At 60.2% G+C, this 21,306-nt stretch carries 20 protein-coding genes and 2 pseudogenes; 4 read left to right on the top strand and 18 right to left on the bottom strand.

The window, feature by feature from the left end; all coding sequences use genetic code 11:
* Positions 1 to 164 precede the first annotated feature (164 nt).
* From CP49_RS07230 to CP49_RS07205, 6 genes are all read right to left on the bottom strand, one after another.
* The gene (locus CP49_RS07230; RefSeq protein ID WP_057849602.1) at positions 165 to 1,118 is read right to left on the bottom strand and encodes a sugar-binding transcriptional regulator; all 954 of its coding nucleotides are present in this window, start codon (positions 1,116 to 1,118) and stop codon (positions 165 to 167) included.
* Positions 1,118 to 1,783, bottom strand: a complete 666-nt coding sequence (locus tag CP49_RS07225) for an HAD family hydrolase (protein ID WP_057849601.1) — start codon at positions 1,781 to 1,783, stop codon at positions 1,118 to 1,120. The genes CP49_RS07230 and CP49_RS07225 overlap by 1 nt, the downstream gene beginning before the upstream one ends.
* Positions 1,784 to 2,071: 288 nt before the next feature.
* The gene (locus tag CP49_RS07220; protein ID WP_057849600.1) at positions 2,072 to 2,806 is read right to left on the bottom strand and encodes an SDR family oxidoreductase; all 735 of its coding nucleotides are present in this window, start codon (positions 2,804 to 2,806) and stop codon (positions 2,072 to 2,074) included.
* A gap of 32 nt (positions 2,807 to 2,838) precedes the next feature.
* A complete protein-coding gene (locus tag CP49_RS07215; protein WP_057849599.1) occupies positions 2,839 to 3,153 on the bottom strand; it encodes a putative quinol monooxygenase in 315 nt (104 codons plus the stop codon).
* Between the two features lie 14 nt (positions 3,154 to 3,167).
* Positions 3,168 to 3,998 carry an oxidoreductase gene (locus tag CP49_RS07210; RefSeq protein ID WP_057849598.1) on the bottom strand — a complete coding sequence of 277 codons (831 nt, stop codon included), beginning with the start codon at positions 3,996 to 3,998 and terminating at the stop codon, positions 3,168 to 3,170.
* A gap of 137 nt (positions 3,999 to 4,135) precedes the next feature.
* Entirely contained in the window at positions 4,136 to 5,038 is a 903-nt protein-coding gene (locus CP49_RS07205) for a LysR family transcriptional regulator (RefSeq protein WP_057849597.1), read from the bottom strand.
* Between the two features lie 167 nt (positions 5,039 to 5,205).
* Here CP49_RS07205 and CP49_RS07200 point away from each other — a divergent pair, with 167 nt between their 5' ends.
* Positions 5,206 to 5,967 (top strand): SDR family NAD(P)-dependent oxidoreductase, encoded by a 762-nt coding sequence (locus CP49_RS07200; protein WP_057849596.1) that lies wholly within the window; start codon positions 5,206 to 5,208, stop codon positions 5,965 to 5,967.
* Here CP49_RS07200 and CP49_RS07195 read toward each other — a convergent pair.
* Positions 5,930 to 6,934, bottom strand: a complete 1,005-nt coding sequence (locus tag CP49_RS07195; RefSeq protein WP_082645893.1) for a LysR family transcriptional regulator — start codon at positions 6,932 to 6,934, stop codon at positions 5,930 to 5,932. The genes CP49_RS07200 and CP49_RS07195 overlap by 38 nt on opposite strands.
* A 105-nt stretch (positions 6,935 to 7,039) precedes the next feature.
* On the opposite strand from CP49_RS07195, the gene CP49_RS07190 reads away from it, so the two are divergent.
* From CP49_RS07190 to CP49_RS07180, 3 genes and pseudogenes are all read left to right on the top strand, one after another.
* A complete protein-coding gene (locus CP49_RS07190) occupies positions 7,040 to 7,633 on the top strand; it encodes an NADPH-dependent F420 reductase (RefSeq protein WP_057849595.1) in 594 nt (197 codons plus the stop codon).
* Positions 7,634 to 7,688: 55 nt separating this feature from the next.
* A pseudogene (gene wrbA, locus CP49_RS07185) lies at positions 7,689 to 8,281 on the top strand (NAD(P)H:quinone oxidoreductase).
* A 99-nt stretch (positions 8,282 to 8,380) separates the two neighbouring features.
* On the top strand, positions 8,381 to 8,821 hold the full coding sequence (locus CP49_RS07180) for an ester cyclase (RefSeq protein WP_057849594.1): 441 nt from the start codon (positions 8,381 to 8,383) through the stop codon (positions 8,819 to 8,821).
* Positions 8,822 to 9,129: 308 nt separating this feature from the next.
* On the opposite strand, the gene CP49_RS07175 is transcribed toward CP49_RS07180, so the two are convergent.
* The 11 genes and pseudogenes from CP49_RS07175 to CP49_RS07120 all read right to left on the bottom strand — a co-directional run bounded on the left by CP49_RS07175 (position 9,130) and on the right by CP49_RS07120 (position 21,171).
* Positions 9,130 to 9,495, bottom strand: coding sequence for a nuclear transport factor 2 family protein (locus tag CP49_RS07175; RefSeq protein ID WP_057849593.1), 366 nt, complete (start codon positions 9,493 to 9,495; stop codon positions 9,130 to 9,132).
* Positions 9,492 to 9,785, bottom strand: coding sequence for a hypothetical protein (locus CP49_RS07170; RefSeq protein ID WP_057849592.1), 294 nt, complete (start codon positions 9,783 to 9,785; stop codon positions 9,492 to 9,494). The genes CP49_RS07175 and CP49_RS07170 overlap by 4 nt, the downstream gene beginning before the upstream one ends.
* Positions 9,785 to 10,987, bottom strand: coding sequence for an ABC transporter substrate-binding protein (locus tag CP49_RS07165; protein ID WP_057849633.1), 1,203 nt, complete (start codon positions 10,985 to 10,987; stop codon positions 9,785 to 9,787). The genes CP49_RS07170 and CP49_RS07165 overlap by 1 nt, the downstream gene beginning before the upstream one ends.
* 10 nt (positions 10,988 to 10,997) lie before the next feature.
* Positions 10,998 to 12,278 (bottom strand): MFS transporter, encoded by a 1,281-nt coding sequence (locus tag CP49_RS07160; protein WP_063791641.1) that lies wholly within the window; start codon positions 12,276 to 12,278, stop codon positions 10,998 to 11,000.
* Between the two features lie 40 nt (positions 12,279 to 12,318).
* Complete coding sequence (locus CP49_RS07155; protein WP_057849590.1) at positions 12,319 to 13,515, bottom strand: FAD-dependent monooxygenase; 1,197 nt, start codon at positions 13,513 to 13,515, stop codon at positions 12,319 to 12,321.
* 578 nt (positions 13,516 to 14,093) lie between these two features.
* On the bottom strand, positions 14,094 to 14,810 hold the full coding sequence (locus CP49_RS07150) for a TetR/AcrR family transcriptional regulator (protein ID WP_057849589.1): 717 nt from the start codon (positions 14,808 to 14,810) through the stop codon (positions 14,094 to 14,096).
* A gap of 49 nt (positions 14,811 to 14,859) precedes the next feature.
* Positions 14,860 to 15,658, bottom strand: a pseudogene (locus CP49_RS49135) (dioxygenase family protein).
* Positions 15,659 to 15,785: 127 nt separating this feature from the next.
* Positions 15,786 to 16,868 (bottom strand): maleylacetate reductase, encoded by a 1,083-nt coding sequence (locus CP49_RS07135; RefSeq protein WP_245310556.1) that lies wholly within the window; start codon positions 16,866 to 16,868, stop codon positions 15,786 to 15,788.
* Positions 16,834 to 18,543 (bottom strand): AMP-binding protein, encoded by a 1,710-nt coding sequence (locus CP49_RS07130; RefSeq protein WP_057849586.1) that lies wholly within the window; start codon positions 18,541 to 18,543, stop codon positions 16,834 to 16,836. The genes CP49_RS07135 and CP49_RS07130 overlap by 35 nt, the downstream gene beginning before the upstream one ends.
* Before the next feature lie 69 nt (positions 18,544 to 18,612).
* Complete coding sequence (locus CP49_RS07125) at positions 18,613 to 19,401, bottom strand: enoyl-CoA hydratase/isomerase family protein (protein ID WP_057849585.1); 789 nt, start codon at positions 19,399 to 19,401, stop codon at positions 18,613 to 18,615.
* A 24-nt stretch (positions 19,402 to 19,425) separates the two neighbouring features.
* Positions 19,426 to 21,171 carry a CocE/NonD family hydrolase gene (locus CP49_RS07120; protein WP_057849584.1) on the bottom strand — a complete coding sequence of 582 codons (1,746 nt, stop codon included), beginning with the start codon at positions 21,169 to 21,171 and terminating at the stop codon, positions 19,426 to 19,428.
* Positions 21,172 to 21,306: the final 135 nt, after the last annotated feature.

Here is a 21,306-nt window from a genome sequence, read left to right as displayed (position 1 = left end):
CGCCTTGCATTTATGTTCACACCGACGCCGGGTATTGTCAAGGATCGGATCGCGCTTCCGCACCGGACTCGCTAGGCGGGAGGACAGGGTTCGACGGGGTCGCAAGCCCGGATCGGCTGACTGGAAACCCCGCGCGCGCCGAGGCCGAAAGACCGCTCAGTTCGCTACGGCTTGAGGATCGCGCCGGCCGTCGCCTCGTCGGTGATCAACCCGTTGAGGAGCCGTCCCTTCAGCGCCGCCCTCATGGCCGGAACCTTGGCACGACCGACCGCTGCTCCGATGGTCAGGGCCTCGGCAGGTACCCGCGGCGGAATGCTGGTGAGGCGAAGGTTCGTCCCGCCTTTGATGAGGTGCCCCTCCTCGTTGAATGCCCAGCCGGTCAGTTCGCCAACGGCGCCCAGCCGCATCATCTCGAACAGCTCTTCGCGCGAGACGAAACCGTCAACGTGGACTTGCGCCTGCCGATCCATCTGCCCGACCCCGACAAGCCGCAGATCGGCCTTGGCGGCGACCGCTCTCACCTTGGCGATCGGATCTATCTTGAGCATCTGGTCGCGCTCGCGCTCGGACGACATCAGAAACGGCAGCGGCATCGGATAGTGACGCGCCTTGGTCCGGTCGGCGAGACGACCGACAGTGTCGAAAAAGCTGGCCGAGCCGTCGGCCGAAATGTTTCCGACCAGCGACACGATCTGGTGGTTCGGACAGTCGATCGGAGACACGCGCTCGACGGCTGCCCGCACCGCTCTGCCGGTGCCAAGCGCCACGATCGTCGGCTTCTCGGTGCGCAGGGTCGATTCCAGGATGCTGGCAGCGCGCTCGGCAATTCCAGCGGCCGACAGCGGCGCGGCGGGATCGGTCGGCACGACCTCGCAATAGGCCAGATGAAACAAATCTTTCAGGCGTGCCGCCAATTCCATGCATGCCGCGATCGGATGCTCGAGACGAAAGGTGATCAAGCGCTCGGCTAGGCATAGCGAAACCAGGCGCTGCGCCGAGGCGCGCGAAACCTGCAGCATCTTGGCGATTTCATCCTGGGTGTGACCGGCAATGAAATAGAGCCAGCCGGCCCGCGCGGCTTCGTCCAGACGTGACTTCTCGTTATCGGATGCTGCCATCAGTCTCCTTGCCAATCCGTCCGCCAGAAATCCGCCATCCGTGCGAATGCGCGATCGGCTCCCGCTTCGCGGAGAATGGCCCGCCCGTCACGCGATTGATAGTGGCTGCCTCCGACAAAGCCCCAAACGGTCATGCCGGCCGCCTTGCCCGCCTTGACGCCGCTAACGCTGTCCTCAACCACGAGGGTGCGGCCAGGATCTACCTGCATCCTTTCGGCCGCGTAGAGGAAGAGGTCTGGCGCCGGTTTGCCGCGTTCCACCATTTGCGAGGTATAGAGACGCGTGTCGAAATGCGGCGCGAGGCCGGTCAAAGAGAGCGAGAAGGACACCCGATCGACATCGCTGGACGAGGCGACACAATGCGGGATTTGCAAGTCTTGCAGTACCGAGTTCACCCCTTCGATCGGGCAAAGCGACGAGAGAAACGCCGCCCGAACCCCTGCCCTCAGCTCGGCCGCAAATTGCTCGGGGATCAAGCGCCCCAACGCTTCATAATGCTGGAAGACCGCCGTCACGCTTCGTCCAAGGAACAACTCAAGCGCCTGATCGACGTCAAGGCTGATGCCGTATCCCGCCAACGTGTCGGAGAGACAGCGACAACTCAGCACCTCGCTATCGACCAATACGCCGTCGCAGTCGAAAATGATGAGATCGGGCCGGATCATCGCAAGCTTTCCCGATTCAATCAGAGCATATACTCAAAGGATGAGCAATAACCCTTTCTCAAGGCTACTGGAAAACGCTGGGCGCATAGCTCCCCCCCTCACGGCACTCACGTCTCAGCCAACGACGTTCTGACGCGCATCGGCCAGGATCAGAGGAAACACGATTCGCGGAACCGCTAGTAGCAAACGTCCGACGTTCACTTTGATACTGCTCTGCTCGCGAAACGTCGTCCACCCCCTGTTCTCACTTGGAAGTCTGCGCGGTATCATCGCTCACGCTTTCCTCTCTCAGAAGGAACTGGCTGTCGGACGAACGACCAACTCGCTGACGTCAACGTCATTGGGCTGTTCGATGGCGTAGGCGACGGCGCGGGCGATGGCATCTGCGGGAATGGCGATCTTACGAAACGTCTTCATCTCGTTGCGGCCTGCTTCGTCGGAAATGCTTTCGGCGAGCTCCGACTCGGTGACACCCGGGCACACGACTGTCACACGGATCTTGTCAGTTTCCTGCCGCAGTCCATCCGAGATTGCCCGGACTGCAAATTTGGTCGCACAATAGACCGCCGCTGTTGGCGTAACGCTGAGGCCGCCGATCGACGAGATGTTGATGATCTGGCCAAAACCCTGGGCTTGCATGCCCGGCAGGACAGCAGCGATACCGTGCAGAACGCCACGAATGTTGACGTCGACCATCCGGTCCCACTCGTCGACCTTCAGCGAGGCGAGCGGCGAGAGCGGCATAACGCCAGCATTGTTCACCATGACATCGACGCGTCCGAACTGCTCCTTCGCGTAGTCGATGAAGGCTTGTGTGTCCTGACGGCTGACGACGTCGAGCGCACGCATCCGGACGGACCCGCCGCCGGCAGTAATGGACTCGGCCAGGGCCTCGAGGCGATCTATCCGGCGGGCGCCGACAACCACATGCGCGCCCTTCGCCGCGAGAAGCCTCGCCGTCGACTCGCCGATGCCGCTCGAGGCACCCGTGATGGCAACAACTTTTCCATTGACGTTGGACATGACTATTTCCCTTTTCTCCTTGTCGTTGATGGTTACGTGTCTTGCGGTGCCGGCAGCGAGATCATGGAAAAGCGCCGCAGATCGAGCTCGCCTTCCACGAGGTTCGGCACCGCCGCGATGAACGCCTGCATATGCGGCAGCGTGAAGTGCGTCGCGAGGTCGTCGGCGGAGCGCCAGTTCTCGTAGACGCACCAGATGTCCGGATCGGCGTCGGAACGATGGAGATCGTAGTTGATGCAGCCGGCCTCCTGACGAGACGGCGCGACCAGCGCGAGCAACTGGCGGCCTAGCTCTTCTGATTGGCATGATTTCGCGCGAATGAAGGCAATATTTGTCACTTTGGTCATCGGTTAACTCCTGTTTAGGCGGTGAAATCGGTGCTGAGCGTGAGGCGTTCCCAACGCGTGAGGTCTTCCTCGAAGCGATCGAGACGACCCCTGGCGCGATCAAGCGCATCGCTGCCAAGTAAAAGGTTCAGCGGCGGCTCATCAGACTCGACAGCCTCCATGATCGCCGTGGCGCCGCGATCCGGGTCGCCGAGTTGCTGCCCATCCCTGGTCAGCAGCCCATCGACGGCGCGCCCGCTCGTGACGGCGTAGTCGTCGATGCTGCGAGATGTGCGGAGCACGGAACGGGTCGACAAGAACTCCGTCCGGAACGATCCGGGATTCACTACGGTCACCCAGATGCCGAACGGCGCCACTTCTTGCGCCAGACTGTATGACATGCCGTCCAAAGCGGATTTCGTAGCGGCGTAGAGGCCGGCGCCGGGCGTCGGCGCGATGCCGGCGATCGAGGAGATGTTGACGATGTGCCCGCACTGCTGCTCGCGCAGCCGCGGCAGCGCCGCGCGAATGAGAGCGAGAGGACCAAAGAAATTGACTGCGAAGACGTGATCCGCTTCGTCCAGCGTCGAGGCTTCGATGGATCCCAGCAGGCCGTATCCGGCATTATTGACGATCACATCGAGCCGACCATGACGGGCAAATGCCGCAGCAGCGGTACACACGATTTGTTTGCGGTCGGTCATCTCTAACGGCAGGATGGTGAGATTGTCCGCAGCGAGGCCCGCGGGCTGTTCGCCATGTCGGGTGGTGCCGATCACCAGGTCGCCCCTGGCCAGGACGGCCTTGGCGAGCGCATGGCCGAGCCCCCGCGCGATGCCGGTCATGAACCAGACTTTCTGAGCCATGGGATTTCCCTTCTCATCTGCGAACGGCGGACTTGTCCGTCGGTTCGAAGGGAAACTAGCCAGACACTGCCGATCCGATAATCGCGGGAATTCCGGACGAGCCTTTCAGCTCAGCCGCATAATCGGCCGAGCTGGCATCAGCGTTCGGCCGCGCTGGCCTTGACGAAATCGATAAAGGCACGAAGAGCGGGCGCCATCTGACGCTGCTGCGGGTAGCAGATATAAAATCCCGGAAATGGGGCGGAGTACTCTTCAAGAAGCGAGACCAGCTTGCCCTGGTCAATCAGGGGCTTGAGCTCCTGTTCGATCCAGAAGGCGATCCCCATCCCCTGAACTGCCGCGTCAATGGTCATCGTCTGTTCACTGAGGATGAGTGGACCATCCACCTCGACCTCGAACCACGCGCCATCCTTGAAGAATTCCCAATTATAGGGAGTCACCCGGCCCGACCAGCGCCAGCGTATGCATTTGTGCGAATGCAGATCCTTCGGCGTTTCGGGGCGGCCGTGGCGGGCAATGTAGTCAGGTGACGCGACGGCAATCTGGCGCATCTCGCCGCCAAGTTTCACACCGACCATATCCTTTTCCAGAACCTCGCCCAGGGTAAATCCAACGTCGAAGCCGCCCGCAACCAGGTCGACGATGGCGTCGTCCACCAGGATATCGAGCTTGATGTCCGGATACGCCGTGTGGAAAGCGACGAGGATCGGCGCAACATAGATCCGGAAGGCATGCCGCAAGCAACGGACCCGCACGATCCCGGCAGGGCGATCCCGGAAATGCCCGACATCGGAAAGCGCCGCATCGAGTTCGGCAAGAGCGGGCCTGATACGGAGCAGCAGCCGCTCTCCGGCTTCTGTCAGGGAGACACTACGGGTCGTGCGATGAATCAGGCGAACGCCGAGCCGCTCTTCGAACGTACGGATGATCTGGCTGAGAGAGGATGGGGAGAGACCGAGTTGTTCCGCAGCTTTGGAGAAGTTCCCCTGCTCGGCGACGGCGACGAAAGCGCGAAGATCAGTATTTCCGGTAGCCCGCATTCGAAATCCAAAGGGAACTGAATCGTTTATGTATCTGAACCTAAACAACCCATGCGGTCCAGAACGGATTATCTCTCGCGCCTTCACCTCCTAGCTTCTGAGCATCCGGCACCAGAGCACCTATCGCTATCGCAAGCGTGCCGAAAAACCCAAGTTAGGAGACTACAATGACTGCCATCTCAACGGCCATAAACGAAGTCGAAGGTAAGGTCGCCATCGTTACCGGAGCAGCCAGCGGCATCGGCCGTTCTATTGCAGAATTGCTACACACCCGCGGGGCCAAGGTGATCGCTGAAGACATTAATCCCGATGTCGAGCGCCTGAAGAGACCTGGCATCATACCCCTCGTGGCGGATGTCTCGCGGGAGGATGCTGCCCGGAAGGCAGTCGCGCTGGCCCTCGAGAACTTCGGCAAGCTCGACGTTCTCGTGAACAACGCCGCGCGTATCATGAGCAAGCTCGTGGTCGATATGACCATCGAGGACTGGAATGCGATCATGTCGGTGAATGTCACCGGCGCCTTCCTGCATTCGCGCGAGGCCATGAAGGCGATGATACCCAACAAGAGCGGCGCGATCGTCAACATTGCTTCCTATGCCGCCTATTTCGCCTTTCCGCAGATCTCGGCCTACACCTCGTCCAAGGGCGCCCTGGTGCAACTGACGCGGACGCTGGCGCTCGAAGCCATAGAACACGGCATTCGCGTGAACGCCGTCGGCTCGGGCGATGTGGTGACGAATATCTGGGCTGGCAAAATGGAGAACGGGCCGGGCTTCCTAGCCGATCACGGCGGCAAAGCGCCGATCGGCCGCGCCGCCGAGGCGAACGAGATCGCCGAGGTCGTGGCCTTCTTGGCCTCGGACAGGGCGAGTTTTATCGTCGGCTCGGTCGTCATGGCCGATGGCGGGATGAGCGTGAAGATCGGCTGACTGCAAGTCTTTCGGGTGGAGCCCGTCGCTCCACCCGATGGCCAGCTTTCGCACTTCCCTTTCGACTCTCGGCCTGTGATTTGAAGCGCTCGATAAGCCATGTTGCAGCCGGCCCCGGCGGGGTATCGGAGCGATATATCGCTTCGAGACTGTAAACCCCGCCTTTTGTGTCCGGCAGATCAAGCCGAACGAGGCGGCCTGCTTTGATATCGTCGTCAACCATCGGCGCTGGCATGTTGCCCCAGCCGATCCCTTCCTTCAGCAACATGTGCTTGGACCCCAGGTCCGCCAATCTCCAGGTGCGGGGGCTGACCACGGCAAAGTCGATCTTGCCTGTGAGCGGCGATCGGTCGGTCAGCACCAATTGAACATGTTCGCGTCCGGCGCCTGGTCTATTGCGCCCTCTTGCGAGCGGATGGTCCGGCGCCGCGACGGGAATTAGCGCGACGTTGCCAACGCCTATTCGCTCGACGCCAGCAACCCCAGCGTCACCCGGGAGCGGCCCGCTCACGCCGATACCAGCGGTTCCATCAAGAACGAGTTGCGTCACCCCGCCCAGAGCTTCCATGTGGAGCCGGAGCCCGACCGTTGGGAATTCTGCACGAAACGACTTGAGCGCATCGACGATGCGCGAGGCTGGCAACATGACATCCAGCGCGAGGTGAACTTCCGACTCCAGCCCTTGAAGGAGCCCTTTCACCTTCGCTCTAAGACCGTCAACCCCGCCATATATCGTGCGGGCCTCGGCCAAAACCGTTCGTCCGGAATCGGTCAACTGAGGTTTTCGCGTCGAGACCCGATCGAACAACGACACCCCCAGCTGCGTTTCGAGGTTGGCGATCGAATAGCTGACAACCGAGGTCGCTCGGTTGAGCTTTCGTGCAGCGGCAGCAAAGCTTCCTGTTTCGACAACAGTGAGGAAGACCCTCAGCTGATCCAACGTCGGCGTGCCCGGCTCGGAGCTCATTTCTATTCTTTCGAACGTTTTGATCGATGTTATACCAGTTTTCTCGAATGATAAGCCCCCTTAATTCTGATCGTACGCCGACCGATCAACTAAGGAGTAACGACCGTGACGAGCTATTCAATCATTGGCGCAGGCGCTACCGGGACCGCGCTCGCGCAGCAATTCTCGCGCAAGAACATCAGGGTCAAGATTGCGAACACGCGAGGCCGTGAATCCCTTTCCGACCTGACCGCCACCCTGGGTAACAACGTCGAGGCAACGTCAACACAGGACGCTCTGAAGGCGGACGTCGTCATTCTGGCGGTGCCGTTTGATCGCGTGCCCGATGCCGTCCGCCAAGCTGCGACGTGGGACAACCGGATCGTGGTCGACGCAACAAATGCAATCAAGTTTCCCGAATTCCTGCCCAGGGATCTTTGTGGTCGCCTCTCGACGGAGATCGTTGCCGAGGCTCTGCCTGGCGCTCGTGTCGTGAAGGGTTTTAATACCTTGCCGGCGGCGATACTTGCGCGAGTTCCAGACGATCATGGACGGCGCGTCATATTCCTCGCCGGCAACAACAGCCCGGCCAACGCCGAAGTCGCAGCTCTCGCGAGCGCCCTCGGATATGCGCCGATCGTCCTCGGATCCCTCAACGAAGGCAAACACGCGCAATTCGGCGGCGCGCTGATGGTCCACGACCTCACCAGCCACGGCTGAGCGCTTAACTCCCCTCGGCATTCACCGCGTCAAGCAATTCAATTGGAGCTTCACAATGAGCAAAGTTCTCGTTCTCTACTACTCCTCGTATGGCCATATCGAGCAGATGGCTCAAGCAATCGCTGAAGGCGCGCGCAGCGCAGGCGCGCAAGTCGACATCAAGCGTGTTCCCGAAACCGTGCCTGAAGCGATTGCGCTCACTTCAAACTGGACCAGAAAACGCCCGTTGCAGAGGTGGCCGAAATCGCCGACTACGACGCCATCATCGTCGGGACCGGCACGCGGTTCGGACGCATGTCATCGCAAATGGCCGCCTTCCTCGATCAGGCCGGTGGACTGTGGGCGCGCGGTGCTCTCAATGGCAAGGTCGGTGCCGCTTTTGCATCAACCGCGACTCAACATGGCGGCCAGGAAACGACTCTGTTCTCGATCATCACCAACTTGCTGCACTTCGGTATGACCATCGTCGGACTTCCGTACAGCCACCAGGGGCAGATGACCCCGAGCGAAATCGTCGGCGGCGCTCCCTATGGAGCGACAACCATCGCCGGCGGCGATGGCTCGCGCCAACCCACCGAGATCGAATTGGCGGGTGCCCGTCACCAGGGCGAACTGGTCGCCAGGACGGCAAACAAGCTTTTTGGTTGAGAACAGGTAATCGCGTCGTGCGCCGTCACCGATCTAGTGGCGGCCACCTGCTTCGAGTCATCGATGTAGAATCTTCAACAGCAAGGAAAGGTTATTCAGATGTCAGGAAATAGCGTCAGCGAGGCCGCAAAGGCGGTCATTCGCCGCAATACAGACGAGGTGCAGAGCAAAGGCAACTTCGATCTTTTCGAAGAGCTTTTTGCCGACGACTTTGTCGATCATACACCGCAGCCCGGTGGAACGCCGGACAAGGGCGGAGCGCGCAAGCTTTATCACGCGTTGCGGGCGGCGTTTCCCGACTTTCATGCCACCATCCACTGGCAGACCGCTGACGGCGATGTGGTCACGACGTTCAAGACGTATCACGGCACCCACCAAGGCCCTTTCCTCGGCATTCCGGCAACGGGCCGGAAGATCCAGTTCGAAACGGTCGATGCCATGCGGGTCCAGAACGGCAAGATCACCGAGCATTGGGGTGTCGCGAACTTGTTTTCCGTCATGCAACAGCTCGGCGCGCTGCCGCCGTTTCCAAAGGCGTAGCGTGGCTCTTCGGCGACCGGTCGCTCCAAGCCGGTGATACGAAGCGGCGTCAATAGACAAAAAAGCCCGCTGCCGGAGGGCAGCGGGTGCGATCGCGAAAGTCGCGATCTAGTCTAGGGAGGAAATGCCCCTTAGGGCGGCAGAAGGGTCACTTCTGCCTGGCCGTCCGACGCCGAATTCCGGATGAGGCATCATTCGACCCCCAAATACGCATTCTTGACCTTCGGATCGGACAGCAACGCCGAGGCCTTGTCGGAAAAGGCGATACGACCGGTCTCGGACTAGCTCCGACGAGAGCACCGACACAGCTAGGAGGGAATGGAATCGAGGAACACGTAGAGCGCCGCAATCTTGCCGTCGTGAACGATGATCACATCGAGGCCGGTATAGTCGGGCGCCCCGCCACGCGGGCCGGAGCCCCAGGCCAGACGGCCCGCGTTATGGAGAGCCTGCGATTCGCCGTGCGGGACATAAGCGAAGTGCGGATGGGTCGCGCGAAGATCGCCAGCAAACTTGTCGAGAGCCTCGCGCCCGACGAACGTGCCCGGCGGCACATAGAGGATGCAGTCTTCAGTATAAAGCTCCTCGATCGCGGCGCGGCGGCGCGCCGCGTCGGCCTCTCCGAAGACTTCTTGAAGATTACGGTGTAGCAGTTCGTGAATACGGTCGGTCATAAACGATTCTCCTTGATTATTGACTGGGTTTTCGAGCCCCAGTCGCGTTGTGAGTAACGTGCTCCGTCCTGGGCTTGTCCGCCGTTGATGAAGCGTTCGGTTCCGGCGATGAGCTTGCGTCCTAGGACGCGAGGAAGACGGCGGCGCCGGCGACGTCGCAACGACGTGTTCCAGATCACAGCCAACTGCCGGCTCGTCTGGTGATCGGAGAAACAGATCGACGTGGCGACCTTGCCGATCGCTTCAATCCGCATGCTGAAACAGACATGCTTCCATGTCGGCAGAAGCATCAGTTCGCCGTGAGGATCTCGCCGAAACGCTCCCACTGTTTGCCGTCGAAGCGCATGAACTGCATTTGCTTGACCGGTGTATGGTCATTAGGCGCGGTATTGACCTTGATGCCGGGCAGGAGCATTGGCAGTTCGAGATCTCTGATCGAATAGGCCTGCTTGTGAATGTTCTCCGGGCTCAGGTCGCTTCCAGCGGCTTTGAGCACGTGTTCAAGAGCCATCGCGAAATTGTACCCGAATACATAGTTCTGATCGCGAATATCTCCGTCTGGAGCATACTTTGCCATGAACTCGCGCCAGTCCTTTACGCCGCGATCCCCACTCCAGGTAGGATCCATCGGATCCTTCGCAAAGGCCGTCGAAATGATACCAATGCCGGCCTCCAGTCCGGCAACCTCCATCACGGATGAAATCCAGATTGAAACGTTGCTCAGAAACCTTGTCGGCTTCCACCCTATCTCGTGAGTCTTTCGAATGGCTTGTGCCGCGAACTTCGGGGTTGCTGCGATCAGGAAGACATCTGCTCCGGATGCCTTCAACCTTACGACCTGGGAGTCAATGGTTGGTTCGGTGACCTCATAAGTTGCCACGGTGACGACCTGCTCGAACCTGGATTCGAGCACGTCCCTCAAGCCGGCCAGATAATCGCGGCCAAAGTCATCGTTCTGGGCGAGCACGGCAATCTTCGTTGCTCCCAATTTTTCAACCGCGTGCTTGGCATAGAGCCGCGCCTCAAGGCGGAAGGGAGCTTGAATTCCCATCAGCGCCTTTGGAAACTGGGAAATATCGCCAAACTTCGACGCGCCCGACGCCAGGAAGAGCTGAGGAACGTTCTTTCCTTGGAGGTATTTCGCGATGGCGTTGTTTTGCGCGGTACCGAGCGAAGAGAATATCAGGGCGACCTCATCACTCTCGACGAGACGCCGCGTCTGCTCAACGGTTCTGGGAGGCACGTATCCGTCGTCGAGCGAGATCAGCTTGATCTTGCGGCCATTTATACCACCTCTCTCATTGACCCGGTTGAAGTACGCGATTTCCGCCTTGCCGAGGGCGCTGTAGGCGGAGAGCGCGCCACTATAGGGCATGGTCTGCCCGATCCGGATTTCACTATCCGTGACGCCACGTTGCTCAGCGCTTGCTGCTGACGTGAAGGCAAGAAAAGCGGCAGCTACAAGCAGATGTCGAATGGTTGTCTGGTACATGATCTTCCCCTTATGCGCGTTCGGCGGCAGGAGCGTCCACAACTCGCCCAGCACCGGCCGGAATCTTTTCTTCAGCGGGATAGCGATAGGGACCGAGAGAGAGTATCGCCGCGGTTGCGATCAGCATGAACGCGCCAAACATCCAAAGGGCCGGTTCGTAGGAATGCAGCCGCTCGAAAGCCAGGCCCATCATGAGCGGGCCGATAGCCGACCCGATGACGAAGCTGGCGAACAGGTATCCGTATAACTGCCCGAAACGCTTCATTCCGAAATAGCGGGACGTAAGGAATCCGATCATGTCAATTTCGGTACCGGATGCCAGACCGAGACTGATAATGCCCGCAACCGGTGAGACGGTGCTGCCGAGCAAGTAGATTCCGAGGCACGGGAGCAGAAAGAAGAACGCCGCAACAAACGGCGCGAAGATCCTGTCAACCAGATATCCGGATAGCAGACGCCCTACCATCGTAGAGAGACCAACGGCAACCATCAGGGCCGCGGCCGACTCAGGCGAATAACCCTTGTCCGTCAAGAGAGGCACTGTGTGCACGACCAACCCCTGGGTCACGGTCGACACAAGCAACAGGGCGCACGCGATCAGCCAGAACTGGCGGCCGCCAAGCACCTCCCGTACCTCAAGGTCGGGCAGCCGGTCCTGGGAAGCAGGAGATTGTGCGGGCACGTCGTCGGCCACGGTCATTGCCTTGGTCGGCTCGCGAATGAACAGAAACACCGCCGGAAAGGCCACCATCAGCGTGAGCAGGCCGAGACCGAGATAGGCGACACGCCAACCAAAATTGCCGATGAGAAACTGGGTGTACTGGGGCACCAGCGCCGCTCCCAGACCGATCCCGCTCATGGTTATTCCCAGGGCCAGGCCTCGCCTGTCGTCAAACCATGCGGAAACGCATTTTGCATAACCGAGGGGCCCCTGGCCCGATCCCAAAACGCCGGTCATCGCAAAGAACAGCATGAACACGATGATTGATGCTGGAGTCAGGGCAATGAGTGCGACGCTTGAGGCGCAAAGGACAACGATCGGAAGCAGAACGGTCCGGACGCCCCAGCGATCCATTAGTGACCCCACGAAGGGAATGGTCATCGCGGAGAAGATTGCAGCAACGCCGCCGGCGGCAGAAATGCTCGCGCGATCCCAGCCGAATTCCTGGTTCAGCGGTTTGATGAACAGGCCTAACGTGTACAGAATGACCGGGCCTTGAGCCACGAGCATCGACAACGTCGCGCCGAACACGATCCACCATCTGTTACCGAAAGCTGTTCCTTGAGACATGTTTCCCTTCCCCCGCGCTTTTTGATTCGATCGACTTCGCTCAGTGCCCAGACTTCGCCAGGGCATCTCGGGCGGTCTCTTCCGCATCGTGCTCGAATACCCACTTTCCCTGCGCCATCCACTCGCGCAGGCGCTCAGCCTTCTCCGTGGGATTCTCGTGCTCGGAGCGATAGAGTTTGCCTGCGGCGCGCGCGAGCGCCTGGACTCGGCTGGTCCGCGCAAGCCTGAGCGTCTCATAAAGTTTCAGACGGCCTGCGACGTCGACGGCGGTACATCCCTCCAGAAGAACGGCAAGCGTGATTGCGTCTTCGATCGACTGACCGGCGCCCTGGCCAACGTGAGGGACCATTGGATGCGCCGCATCGCCCATCAGCGTGATGCGGCCAGTCGACCAGTACGGCAATGGCGCACGATCGTAGACACCCCAGCGAAAGGTCTCGTCGAGCGAATTGATGGTGTCCTGGACGGGCTTATCCCAACCGGCATACTCGGCAGCTAGCGCCTTGAGCTCGCCTGGCGCAGACCAGGATTCCTCTGACTCGGTGTCGGTGGGAACGAAAGCCACCATGTTGATCAATCGCCCGCTGGCGACGGGATAAAGCAGGAAACTCCGGCCTGATCCGAGCCAAAGCGCGGGGTCCTTGAGATCGTCGGCCCACGCGAGCCGCTCGGCGGGAATCAGCGCCCGGTAGGCCATGATTCCTTCGCTCGTCGGGCGACTTTGCAGGCCGATCTCGCGCTGGACGACGGAACGAATTCCGTCAGCGCCGATCACGACGTCCGCGTCCGCGGCAACGCCGTTCGCGAACGAAAGATGCACCAGATCACCGTCTTCCTTGAGCTGGAGGCACCGGTGACCAAGAGCGACCGTTCCATTCGGTAGTGCGGCAAACAGCAGGTTCAGGAAGTCCGCGCGATGAACGTTGTACCCCTGACCGCCATCTGGCGAAAATGCGGGCGTTGCCGGCCCCACAGGGGTCGTGATCGCCTCGCCGTGCGACGTGCGCAGTGCAATGCCGTTGATTGGCGAGCCGATCTTCCGCAGTTGATCATCGAGACCGATGCGTTTCAGCAAGCGAGCGGCGTTTGGGTGGATCGAGACTCCGGCTCCGATCTCCCTCACGACCTCTGCCTGCTCGAAGACGCTCACATCGAGACCTCGCGCCCGAAGCGCGAGCGCAGCGGTCAGGCCTCCGATTCCACCGCCCACGATTGCAATGCGAAGCGAACCAGGCATTTCTTTCAGACCTTTTCTGTGGCGGCAGTCACGAGTTGCAGTTATCCGCTGGATATCTCGGCCGATACGCCACAAGGGAATGGGCTAGCCCGGCGACACCATCGCCGGAGCACGATCCGATGCCACCCCAATGCTTCGAGAGGACGAACCTGAAGCCGGATGGACATGCGGGCGGCTACTTCCTCCTCCCTGGAGGCGTTGATCGGCCCATTTGGGCATCGAAATCAAAGCCGTGGCCTTTAGCTTGTCTCTTGCGCCACATCATTATACTATACACTCGTAAAGTTTAATCAAGAGAAAAATGAGAATTCGGCGAGGCAGCGCGGCCTCGCGAGGTTTATGGGTCGGCGGCGGATTGGGTTGCGCGTTGTTGGGGGCCAGAGCCTTGGACCGCCAGACGAATTGTCGTTATTGGAGGCGGCGAGGGTTCGGCGGTACCGTCCGTCCACTCACATTGTTGTCGCGATGCGTAGAAACAACAAAGGCACCCCCTCGCACGACAAGCAAGGATCGTAAGATGCGCTTCAGAAGGCGAAGCGGGTGCAGCCTATTTCAAAGGGTCTTGGTTCTGCCTGCGCTCAGCGCTTACTCGCCTCGTTGATCCGGGCAGGCTTCGCGCGCGCATGTTTTCCAAAGACTGTTTCGTCCACAAGGCGCCAGTACGCTTCGATGACCTTCGAATTTTCGGCAGATAGTCCGCTCGTAACCCGCATTTCAGGCCCCAATCCGGAGAGCGTCGTAGTAAGACTGACCATCATGTAGTGGAACAGGATAGGATCAACCGCAGGAAGGAGTCCTTGCTTCTGAGCCGCAACAATCTGGGGGATCAACCGCCCAAGGAGCGGCGACAAGACTGTTTCCGCAACCCACTTCAGCCGCGGACTGTTCGTGAACGCCTCTTGCCGCATGAACCGGTGAAATTCGGGAAATGCGACCGTGTAACGGAACAGCGTGGCATATTCCTCCCGCAATCGAGTGAGCGGTGGCAAATCGGAATTTTCCGGCGCCGACGTATCCCACCCTGCCCTGATCTGCGCGAACGCATGTTCAGCCGCGGCCCGCCAGAGTATGTCCTTGCTTCGGTAGTGGTATGTGATGAGCGGATGTTGCAGACCAAGCCGATCTGCAATCGCGCGAATGCTCGCTCCTTCGAATCCCCGTTCGGCGAACTCCGCAATGGCGGCGTCCAGGATCGCGCCCCGCGTCTCAAGCGCGCGTTGTTGTTCGGCTCTCTTGCGCGGACGCCCCCGCCCTTCCACAGTCGATTTCAGCTTTGCACTCTTCGCCATATTCATTGGCTAACATGATTGCCGGGGAGAGGCCAAGAGCGCGATGCGCCGACGACTACCCGGGTGACCTTTTGTTGTTGGCAGCGACGAAGCTCGGTGGTCGGTTACTCCCAGGGTTGAGCTCCCTCGCAAGGCCGAAGTTATATTCGACGGTGCCAGTACCACCTTGCAACTCGGGACGAACGACGAGGGACGGCTTAACCCCAAATACCGCATCGCTCTCCAGAAACTCATCGCCTTCGAAGAACATATGAGTGATGAGGGTGCGATAGCCCGGCGCGCTGATCATGAAATGAATATGTGCGGGACGGAATGGATGTCGTCCCATTGCCGCGAGCAATTGGCCCGCGGGCCCGTCATCTGGAATTGGATAACAGACAGGTTCGGAATCGATAGGCACCTGCGATATCGGCACGAAAGCTCGCCCTCAGGTGCCCCTGTGGCTGGTCGCTGTCCTGGACGTCATACAGTTGATTGGGAGCAGTCTGCCAAACCTGAATCAACGCATCCCCGACCGGCTGCCCCTCCTGGTCAGTGACGCGGCCACTCATCACCAACGGCTCGCCCGCCTCCTCCCGAAGCAGGATACTGTCGCCTTGCGCGAGCTCGCGCTGGTGACCGGCATAGAACGGGCCGAGGACTGTGGAGTCACTGATGCCGGGACCCGCTACATTGTCGACCGCGTCAACCAGCATCGAAACGCCCAGAATGTCCGAGAGCAGGACAAACTCCTGGCGGCTTTCGGAACACATCTTGCCGGTGCGCGTAAGGAAGTCGATGGCTTGCCACCACTCGCCCTGGGTCAGCTTCGCTTCCCTGACGATCGCATGCAGATGGCGGATGACGACCTCCATGACCTCCTGCAGCCTGGCGCTTTTCGCATTGCCCATGCGGTCGATGACGTCGCGCGTCAGTTCCCGGAACGATTTCTACTGGTAAAGCACCCTCGTTCTTGCGGGTCATGACCGTCACTTGCACTCCTCAGGACGGCCGGCGGCCGTGATAGGCGTCGTCGAGAAGGGCCCGGATCGGGTTCCGCTCGATTGGACGCGGATTCCAGTAAGCGGACTGGAGGGCCGCATTGGCAGCCTTGTCGAGGTCGGACTCTGACATCCCGATTTGCCGCAGCGACGTAGGCGCGCCATTCTTCAATGCCAGATCAAACAATGCGCCTGCAGCGTCGGGCGCGCCAAGCGCGCGCGCAACACGGTCAAACGCGGCCGGTGCGGCGCCGGCGTTATACGCAGCGGCATGCGGCAGGATTACCGTGTGGGTCTCGGCGTGCGGAAGACCGAAGGTCCCGCCAAGAACGTGACACAGCTTGTGATGGAGCGACATCCCGACCGCTCCGAGGCACGATCCACAGGCCCAGGCTCCGAACAGGGCGTCGGATCGGGCATCGCGGTTTGCTGGATCCGCCATAATCTGAGGCAGCGCACGTCCAAGCGCTGCAATGCCCTGCTCCGCGAGATTCGAAATGACCGGGTTGGCTTCCCTTGCGTAAAGCGCCTCCACGGCGTGCGCGATCGCGTTAATCCCGGAAACCAGCGACAGGCCCGGGGGCAGGCCGTATGTCAGTTCCACATCGTAGATGATCACTTCGGGAAGGACCTTCATCGAGCGGATCGTCGACTTTTGACCCCCATCCGTCTCGCCGAGTACCGGGGTCGCCTCGGAGCCGGCATAGGTGGTCGGGAGCACGATCTGCGGAAGGTCGGTCCGGAACGCCAGCGCCTTGCCGAGGCCGATCGTCGACCCGCCACCGAGAGAGATGAGACAATCGGCATTATGAGCAACAAGCTTCGCCATCACGCGTTCGGTGACATCCACGGGGGTGTGCATGACAGCATCGGTCGAAAGGTGAACACCGAGCTTGCCCAATGCATGCATAAGCCGCGTAGCACCGGCGTCTGCGTGATGTGGATCGGAAAGCACAAAAGCCCGTTTGCGACCCAGAGCGTCCAACTCGTCCGTAACACGCGGGAGTGTTCCGAACCCGAAAACAACCCGCGCCGGCAGCGCCGAATATTCAAACGCCTCCATGTCGCTTGCCCAGAAGTTCATGTCCTTGTTGTGCGCGGGCGAATTCCTCGATCATCGCTTCGCGCATTGCAAACTTCTGAACCTTGCCGGTTACGGTTGACGGAAAACTCTCGACGAAACGGATATAGCGCGGAATCTTGTAGTGGGAGATCCGGTCCTGACAGAACCTGCGGACTCCTTCCTCGTCGAGAGCGGCGCCGGCTCTGGTGACGATCCAGGCACAAAGTTCTTCGCCGTATTTGGTGTTTGGTACCCCAAACACCTGGACGTCCTGAATATCGGGATGGCGGTACAGATACTCTTCGACTTCGCGCGGATAGATGTTTTCGCCGCCGCGGATGACCATGTCCTTGATCCTGCCGACGATGCGGCAATATCCATCGTCATCGATGGTCGCCAGGTCTCCCGTATGCATCCAGCCGGCTGAATCGACGGCTTCCCTTGTCCGAGCCTCGTCATTCCAATAGCCGAGCATGACCGAGTATCCCCTGGTGCACAGCTCGCCGGCTTCGCCGCGCGGTACGATCCGGCCGTCGCGGTCGACTATCTTGACTTCAAGGTGCGGCTGAATCCGTCCGACCGTCGAAACGCGCAGTTCCAGCGGGTCGTCACGGCTGCTCTGGAAGCTCACAGGGCTGGTTTCGGTCATCCCATAAGCGATCGTTATCTCGCTCATGTGCATCGTCGAAGCGACTTCCTTCATGACCTCGATCGGGCACGGAGCCCCGGCCATGATTCCGCGGCGAAGCGAGCTGAGATCGAAGCAGGTAAACTCAGGGTGGTTCAGCTGGGCAATGAACATGGTGGGTACCCCATAGAGCACGTCGCAACGTTCTGCTTCGACCGTTTCCAGGGTTTTCAGCGGATCAAAGGACTCCGACGGGTAGACCATCGTTGCCGCATGAGTCACACAACCGAGATTGCCCATCACCATGCCAAAGCAGTGGTACAGCGGCACTGGTATGCAGACCCGTGAACCGGGCTCGATCCCCGTCGCTTCACCCACAAAGAAGGCGTTGTTGATCAGGTTATGATGCGAAAGCGTTGCCCCCTTGGGCAACCCGGTGGTCCCACTGGTGAACTGGATATTGACGGCGTCATCCATCTGGATCGTAGCCGACAAGGATTCCAGTCGTTTGGTTCCAGCTTGCTTGCCTCTCTCTGCGATCCAGTCGAATGATAAGCAGCCATCGTGCTTTCCCGCAATCGAGATGACGTGTCGCAGTTCTGGAAGACGCGTGCTATGCAGCTCATCGCTTCCGTTTCCGAGCTCCGGGACGAGTTCGCGAATCATCGCGATATAGTCGCTGGTCTTGAAGCGAGCCGCGGCTATCAACGCGCGACATCCCACGGCGCGAAGCACATGCTCCAGCTCGCTCAGGCGGTAGGCAGGATTGATATTGACCAGAATCAGGCCAGCCTTCGCCGTCGCAAACTGCGCGATCGTCCACTCTGCGCAGTTAGGAGCCCAGATGCCGATGCGGTCCCCCGGCTCCAGACCAAGCGCCAGAAGTCCCGACGCGAAGGCGTCGGAACGCGACTTGAGCTCCGAGTAGGTCCAACGTATTTTCTGGTGCGCAACAACCAGCGCTTCGCGGGACCCATCAGTCGCGCTCACCTCGTCCAGGAGAGCGCCGATGGTCTTCCCGATCAGGGGCGGGCCGCTGTTACCATGCACATAACTTTCGCGTAGCACGAATACCTCCGATCATATTCGGATCCGGCACGACCGGCGACGTTTCACCGGCAATCAGTCGCCGTCGATCTACTTGCCTTCGAACACCAGGGTCGGCGGCTCGATATCCTTGTTGAAGGCATCCGCCGTACTGGCAAAGCCGCGCTGTGCATCCGGGCCGTCATAGAGCTCCATGGCGACATCAAGCATCACGAGGTCCGCGGCGGCCACGCCTCCGCTTGACCACGCCTTGAGCAACGTGCGGGTCGCCGCGTACGACCTGGTCGGCCCGGTCGCGAGTTGCTTCGCCAATGCGGCGGCGGTCGCGGTGAGATCCTTCTCCGGTACCACATGCGTCGCGATTCCGAGCTCACCGGCTTCGCGTCCGGAAATCGGTTCGCCCAGCATGGCGAAACGTGATGCCCGGGCTCGACCGACGCGCTCAGCAATCCGCTGCAAGGCGCCGGCGATCGGCAACATCGCCGTGGTGACTTCCACGCAACGGAAGACGGCATTGTCAGCCGCGACAAGAAAATCGCAGGCCAGCGCCAGTTCGAAGCCGCCGCCGAAGGCAATCCCCTGCACTACCGCGACCGTCGGTACCTTCAGCATCTCGATGGCGCGATAGGATACGTTTACGTCGGCAACGAATGTCCGGAACCAGTTGACATCCCTTCCCGGCCATTCCCGGACTTCCCCTCCGAAGCTGAAATGCGGTCCTTCGGAGCGAATCACCAGCACCCGTATGTCGCTTTCGCTGGCCTGGCGCACCGCGACCCGCAAGGCCTCGGCAAAGCGAAGATCGAGACGGTTGAAGGGCGGGTTGGCCAGTACGATGTTTCCAACCGCGCCATCTCTTTCAAAACGGATCGTCGTCATGTGAGACTCCTTTTTGTGCCGACGTCAGGCCGGGCGCTGATCGGTGGATTGCGGGATGATGGGCAGTAGCAGATGCGATGGCCGCTCGGCATCTCGATAGATCCTGTGGGTCACGGTCTTGCTGCTGCAAACGTGGTATGGAATGTACTCGACATTAGTCATCGCCCCGGTACCGGTGGGCACATCCATGGACGTGATGTCGAGGCAGATGCGGTGACCTGCCTTGAACTGGTTTGCCGTGGCGAGGATCTGTATCCGGTACTCGACCACTTCTCCCGGTTTCACGGGGGCGATCGCATCCTGCGTAAGCTGGTGGAAAGGCTCCCAGGGCTTGGAGCGCTTCTCATCGAGCGCCCGATAGGACGCTTTCAGCCAGCCCCGCGTCAATTCGCGTTCGGGCAGCGTCGAGGGAACATCGCGTTCGCCCTCGCGCGCGGTGCGAACGGACACGTCGGGCCCTACGTCCTTGAGCACGACAATCCAGTTGGTGTCTTCCTGATCGATTGCCGCATGCAGCGTTAGCGTGATCGGGCCGGCGACGGTGACGTCGTGCGGCAAGGGATCGGTCATGTAGCGCAGCCGTTCGACCTTCGTCGTCCGCGTTACCGGCATCTGCGTGAAAACGTCGGGTTCGCGCGCGGCCGCTCCGAGCTCAGACGCGGGGCGCGGGGGCTCGGTCGACAGGGTCTCCCAGTGCGAGAGGTAGTACTTTGTCCATTGCGTCTCCGGCAGTGGCCAATCGGTTCCGGTTCGCCACTCGTTGGCGCCCATGAGCCAGTAGCGCACCGGCGGCTCGTCCATGATACCGGTGTCTTGTCCCTTCAACCAATGGTCATACCACCGGATGATTTCGTCGTGATGCTGGTGGAACGGTCGCTCGAGGTGCGCCGGTCCGGTGAAGAGTAATTTCTTGGGCGCATTCACATTCTGGAAATAGTGCTGCGCGCCGAGCCAATGGAGCTTGTAGGTGTAAGCGTAGGCTCCTGAACCCGTGTAGAACGGTATTTTGATTTTCTTGAAGGTTTCCTCTGCGCGCTCGACGGTGCCGTCGAATTCCCAGGGGTGAGTCATCATGAGATACATGATGAAGGTGCGCTGACCTTTCTGGGTGAGGATGTTGTAGAGGTTGATGTATTGCTTGAAATCCGGGTTCTGCATGGCGCGGCGCCAGAGTTCCTCCTCAGGAGGGGGCAACTCGGCCGGGCGGTCGCGGGACTCGTGAACCGTGCTGAACACGTCGAGCAAATAGGGGAACGTGTGCAACACCCCGCCGGGATTGAAGTCACGGAATCCGAACATGCCACCATATGCGCTGCACGCGTCGTATGGAAAGATGGCTTTTAGCGCGGGATGTCCCTGCGCGGCTGCACGCCATTGTTCGCCGGCATAGCCGGAGATACCGACCATGCCGACCTTGCCGTTTGACCACGCTTGTTGGGTGATCCATTCGATCAAGTCGTAGTGATCGGTATCCTCGTGGCCGTAGTGCCCTTCGGACTTGGCGGATCCTCTCGGCTGCGCGATCACATGAACGTAGCCATTGGCAATGAAGCGACGCGTGTCGCCCGCTTCTATGGGACCGAACCAGAGCGGTGCGTGAGCCGGTTGCGGCGGCAATATGTCCGCGATGTCCGGGCCTTGAAGGTCCTTGTTATGCAGGGCCGCCGCATAAAGTACGGGATACGTGCCCGGCTTGTCCGGTCGATACACATCCACCGCTAACCGCGTGCCGTCCCGCATGGCGACACTGATGTCCCGCTCCTCGATCATCGCTACGTCTCCGCCCTTTTTTTGCGGCGCCGCTCGCCGACATTTCGAGACCATACCACTTTACTTTACGATCGTAAAGTATAATATGAGGTCAGGAACGCACGTCGGCGTCCGACACACTCACCCCTTCAAAGA

Origin of the sequence: Bradyrhizobium valentinum (assembly GCF_001440405.1) — a bacterium.
In the GTDB taxonomy this organism is placed as follows: domain Bacteria; phylum Pseudomonadota; class Alphaproteobacteria; order Rhizobiales; family Xanthobacteraceae; genus Bradyrhizobium; species Bradyrhizobium valentinum.
Note: the sequence above shows the minus strand (reverse complement) of the source record. Positions and strands in the feature narration are given on the sequence as shown.

What these genes read in the sequence shown, in the direction of transcription:
- CP49_RS07135 (WP_245310556.1), bottom strand. Translation starts at nt 16,868, where the DNA reads ATGAACTTCTGGGCAAGCGACATGGAGGCGTTTGAATATTCGGCGCTG.
- CP49_RS07225 (WP_057849601.1), bottom strand. Translation starts at nt 1,783, where the DNA reads ATGATCCGGCCCGATCTCATCATTTTCGACTGCGACGGCGTATTGGTC.
- CP49_RS07180 (WP_057849594.1), top strand. Translation starts at nt 8,381, where the DNA reads ATGTCAGGAAATAGCGTCAGCGAGGCCGCAAAGGCGGTCATTCGCCGC.
- CP49_RS07215 (WP_057849599.1), bottom strand. Translation starts at nt 3,153, where the DNA reads ATGACCAAAGTGACAAATATTGCCTTCATTCGCGCGAAATCATGCCAA.
- CP49_RS07205 (WP_057849597.1), bottom strand. Translation starts at nt 5,038, where the DNA reads ATGCGGGCTACCGGAAATACTGATCTTCGCGCTTTCGTCGCCGTCGCC.
- CP49_RS07210 (WP_057849598.1), bottom strand. Translation starts at nt 3,998, where the DNA reads ATGGCTCAGAAAGTCTGGTTCATGACCGGCATCGCGCGGGGGCTCGGC.
- CP49_RS07230 (WP_057849602.1), bottom strand. Translation starts at nt 1,118, where the DNA reads ATGGCAGCATCCGATAACGAGAAGTCACGTCTGGACGAAGCCGCGCGG.
- CP49_RS07220 (WP_057849600.1), bottom strand. Translation starts at nt 2,806, where the DNA reads ATGTCCAACGTCAATGGAAAAGTTGTTGCCATCACGGGTGCCTCGAGC.
- CP49_RS07155 (WP_057849590.1), bottom strand. Translation starts at nt 13,515, where the DNA reads ATGCCTGGTTCGCTTCGCATTGCAATCGTGGGCGGTGGAATCGGAGGC.
- CP49_RS07120 (WP_057849584.1), bottom strand. Translation starts at nt 21,171, where the DNA reads ATGATCGAGGAGCGGGACATCAGTGTCGCCATGCGGGACGGCACGCGG.
- CP49_RS07160 (WP_063791641.1), bottom strand. Translation starts at nt 12,278, where the DNA reads ATGTCTCAAGGAACAGCTTTCGGTAACAGATGGTGGATCGTGTTCGGC.
- CP49_RS07175 (WP_057849593.1), bottom strand. Translation starts at nt 9,495, where the DNA reads ATGACCGACCGTATTCACGAACTGCTACACCGTAATCTTCAAGAAGTC.
- CP49_RS07125 (WP_057849585.1), bottom strand. Translation starts at nt 19,401, where the DNA reads ATGACGACGATCCGTTTTGAAAGAGATGGCGCGGTTGGAAACATCGTA.
- CP49_RS07200 (WP_057849596.1), top strand. Translation starts at nt 5,206, where the DNA reads ATGACTGCCATCTCAACGGCCATAAACGAAGTCGAAGGTAAGGTCGCC.
- CP49_RS07195 (WP_082645893.1), bottom strand. Translation starts at nt 6,934, where the DNA reads ATGAGCTCCGAGCCGGGCACGCCGACGTTGGATCAGCTGAGGGTCTTC.
- CP49_RS07150 (WP_057849589.1), bottom strand. Translation starts at nt 14,810, where the DNA reads ATGAATATGGCGAAGAGTGCAAAGCTGAAATCGACTGTGGAAGGGCGG.
- CP49_RS07170 (WP_057849592.1), bottom strand. Translation starts at nt 9,785, where the DNA reads ATGCTTCTGCCGACATGGAAGCATGTCTGTTTCAGCATGCGGATTGAA.
- CP49_RS07165 (WP_057849633.1), bottom strand. Translation starts at nt 10,987, where the DNA reads ATGTACCAGACAACCATTCGACATCTGCTTGTAGCTGCCGCTTTTCTT.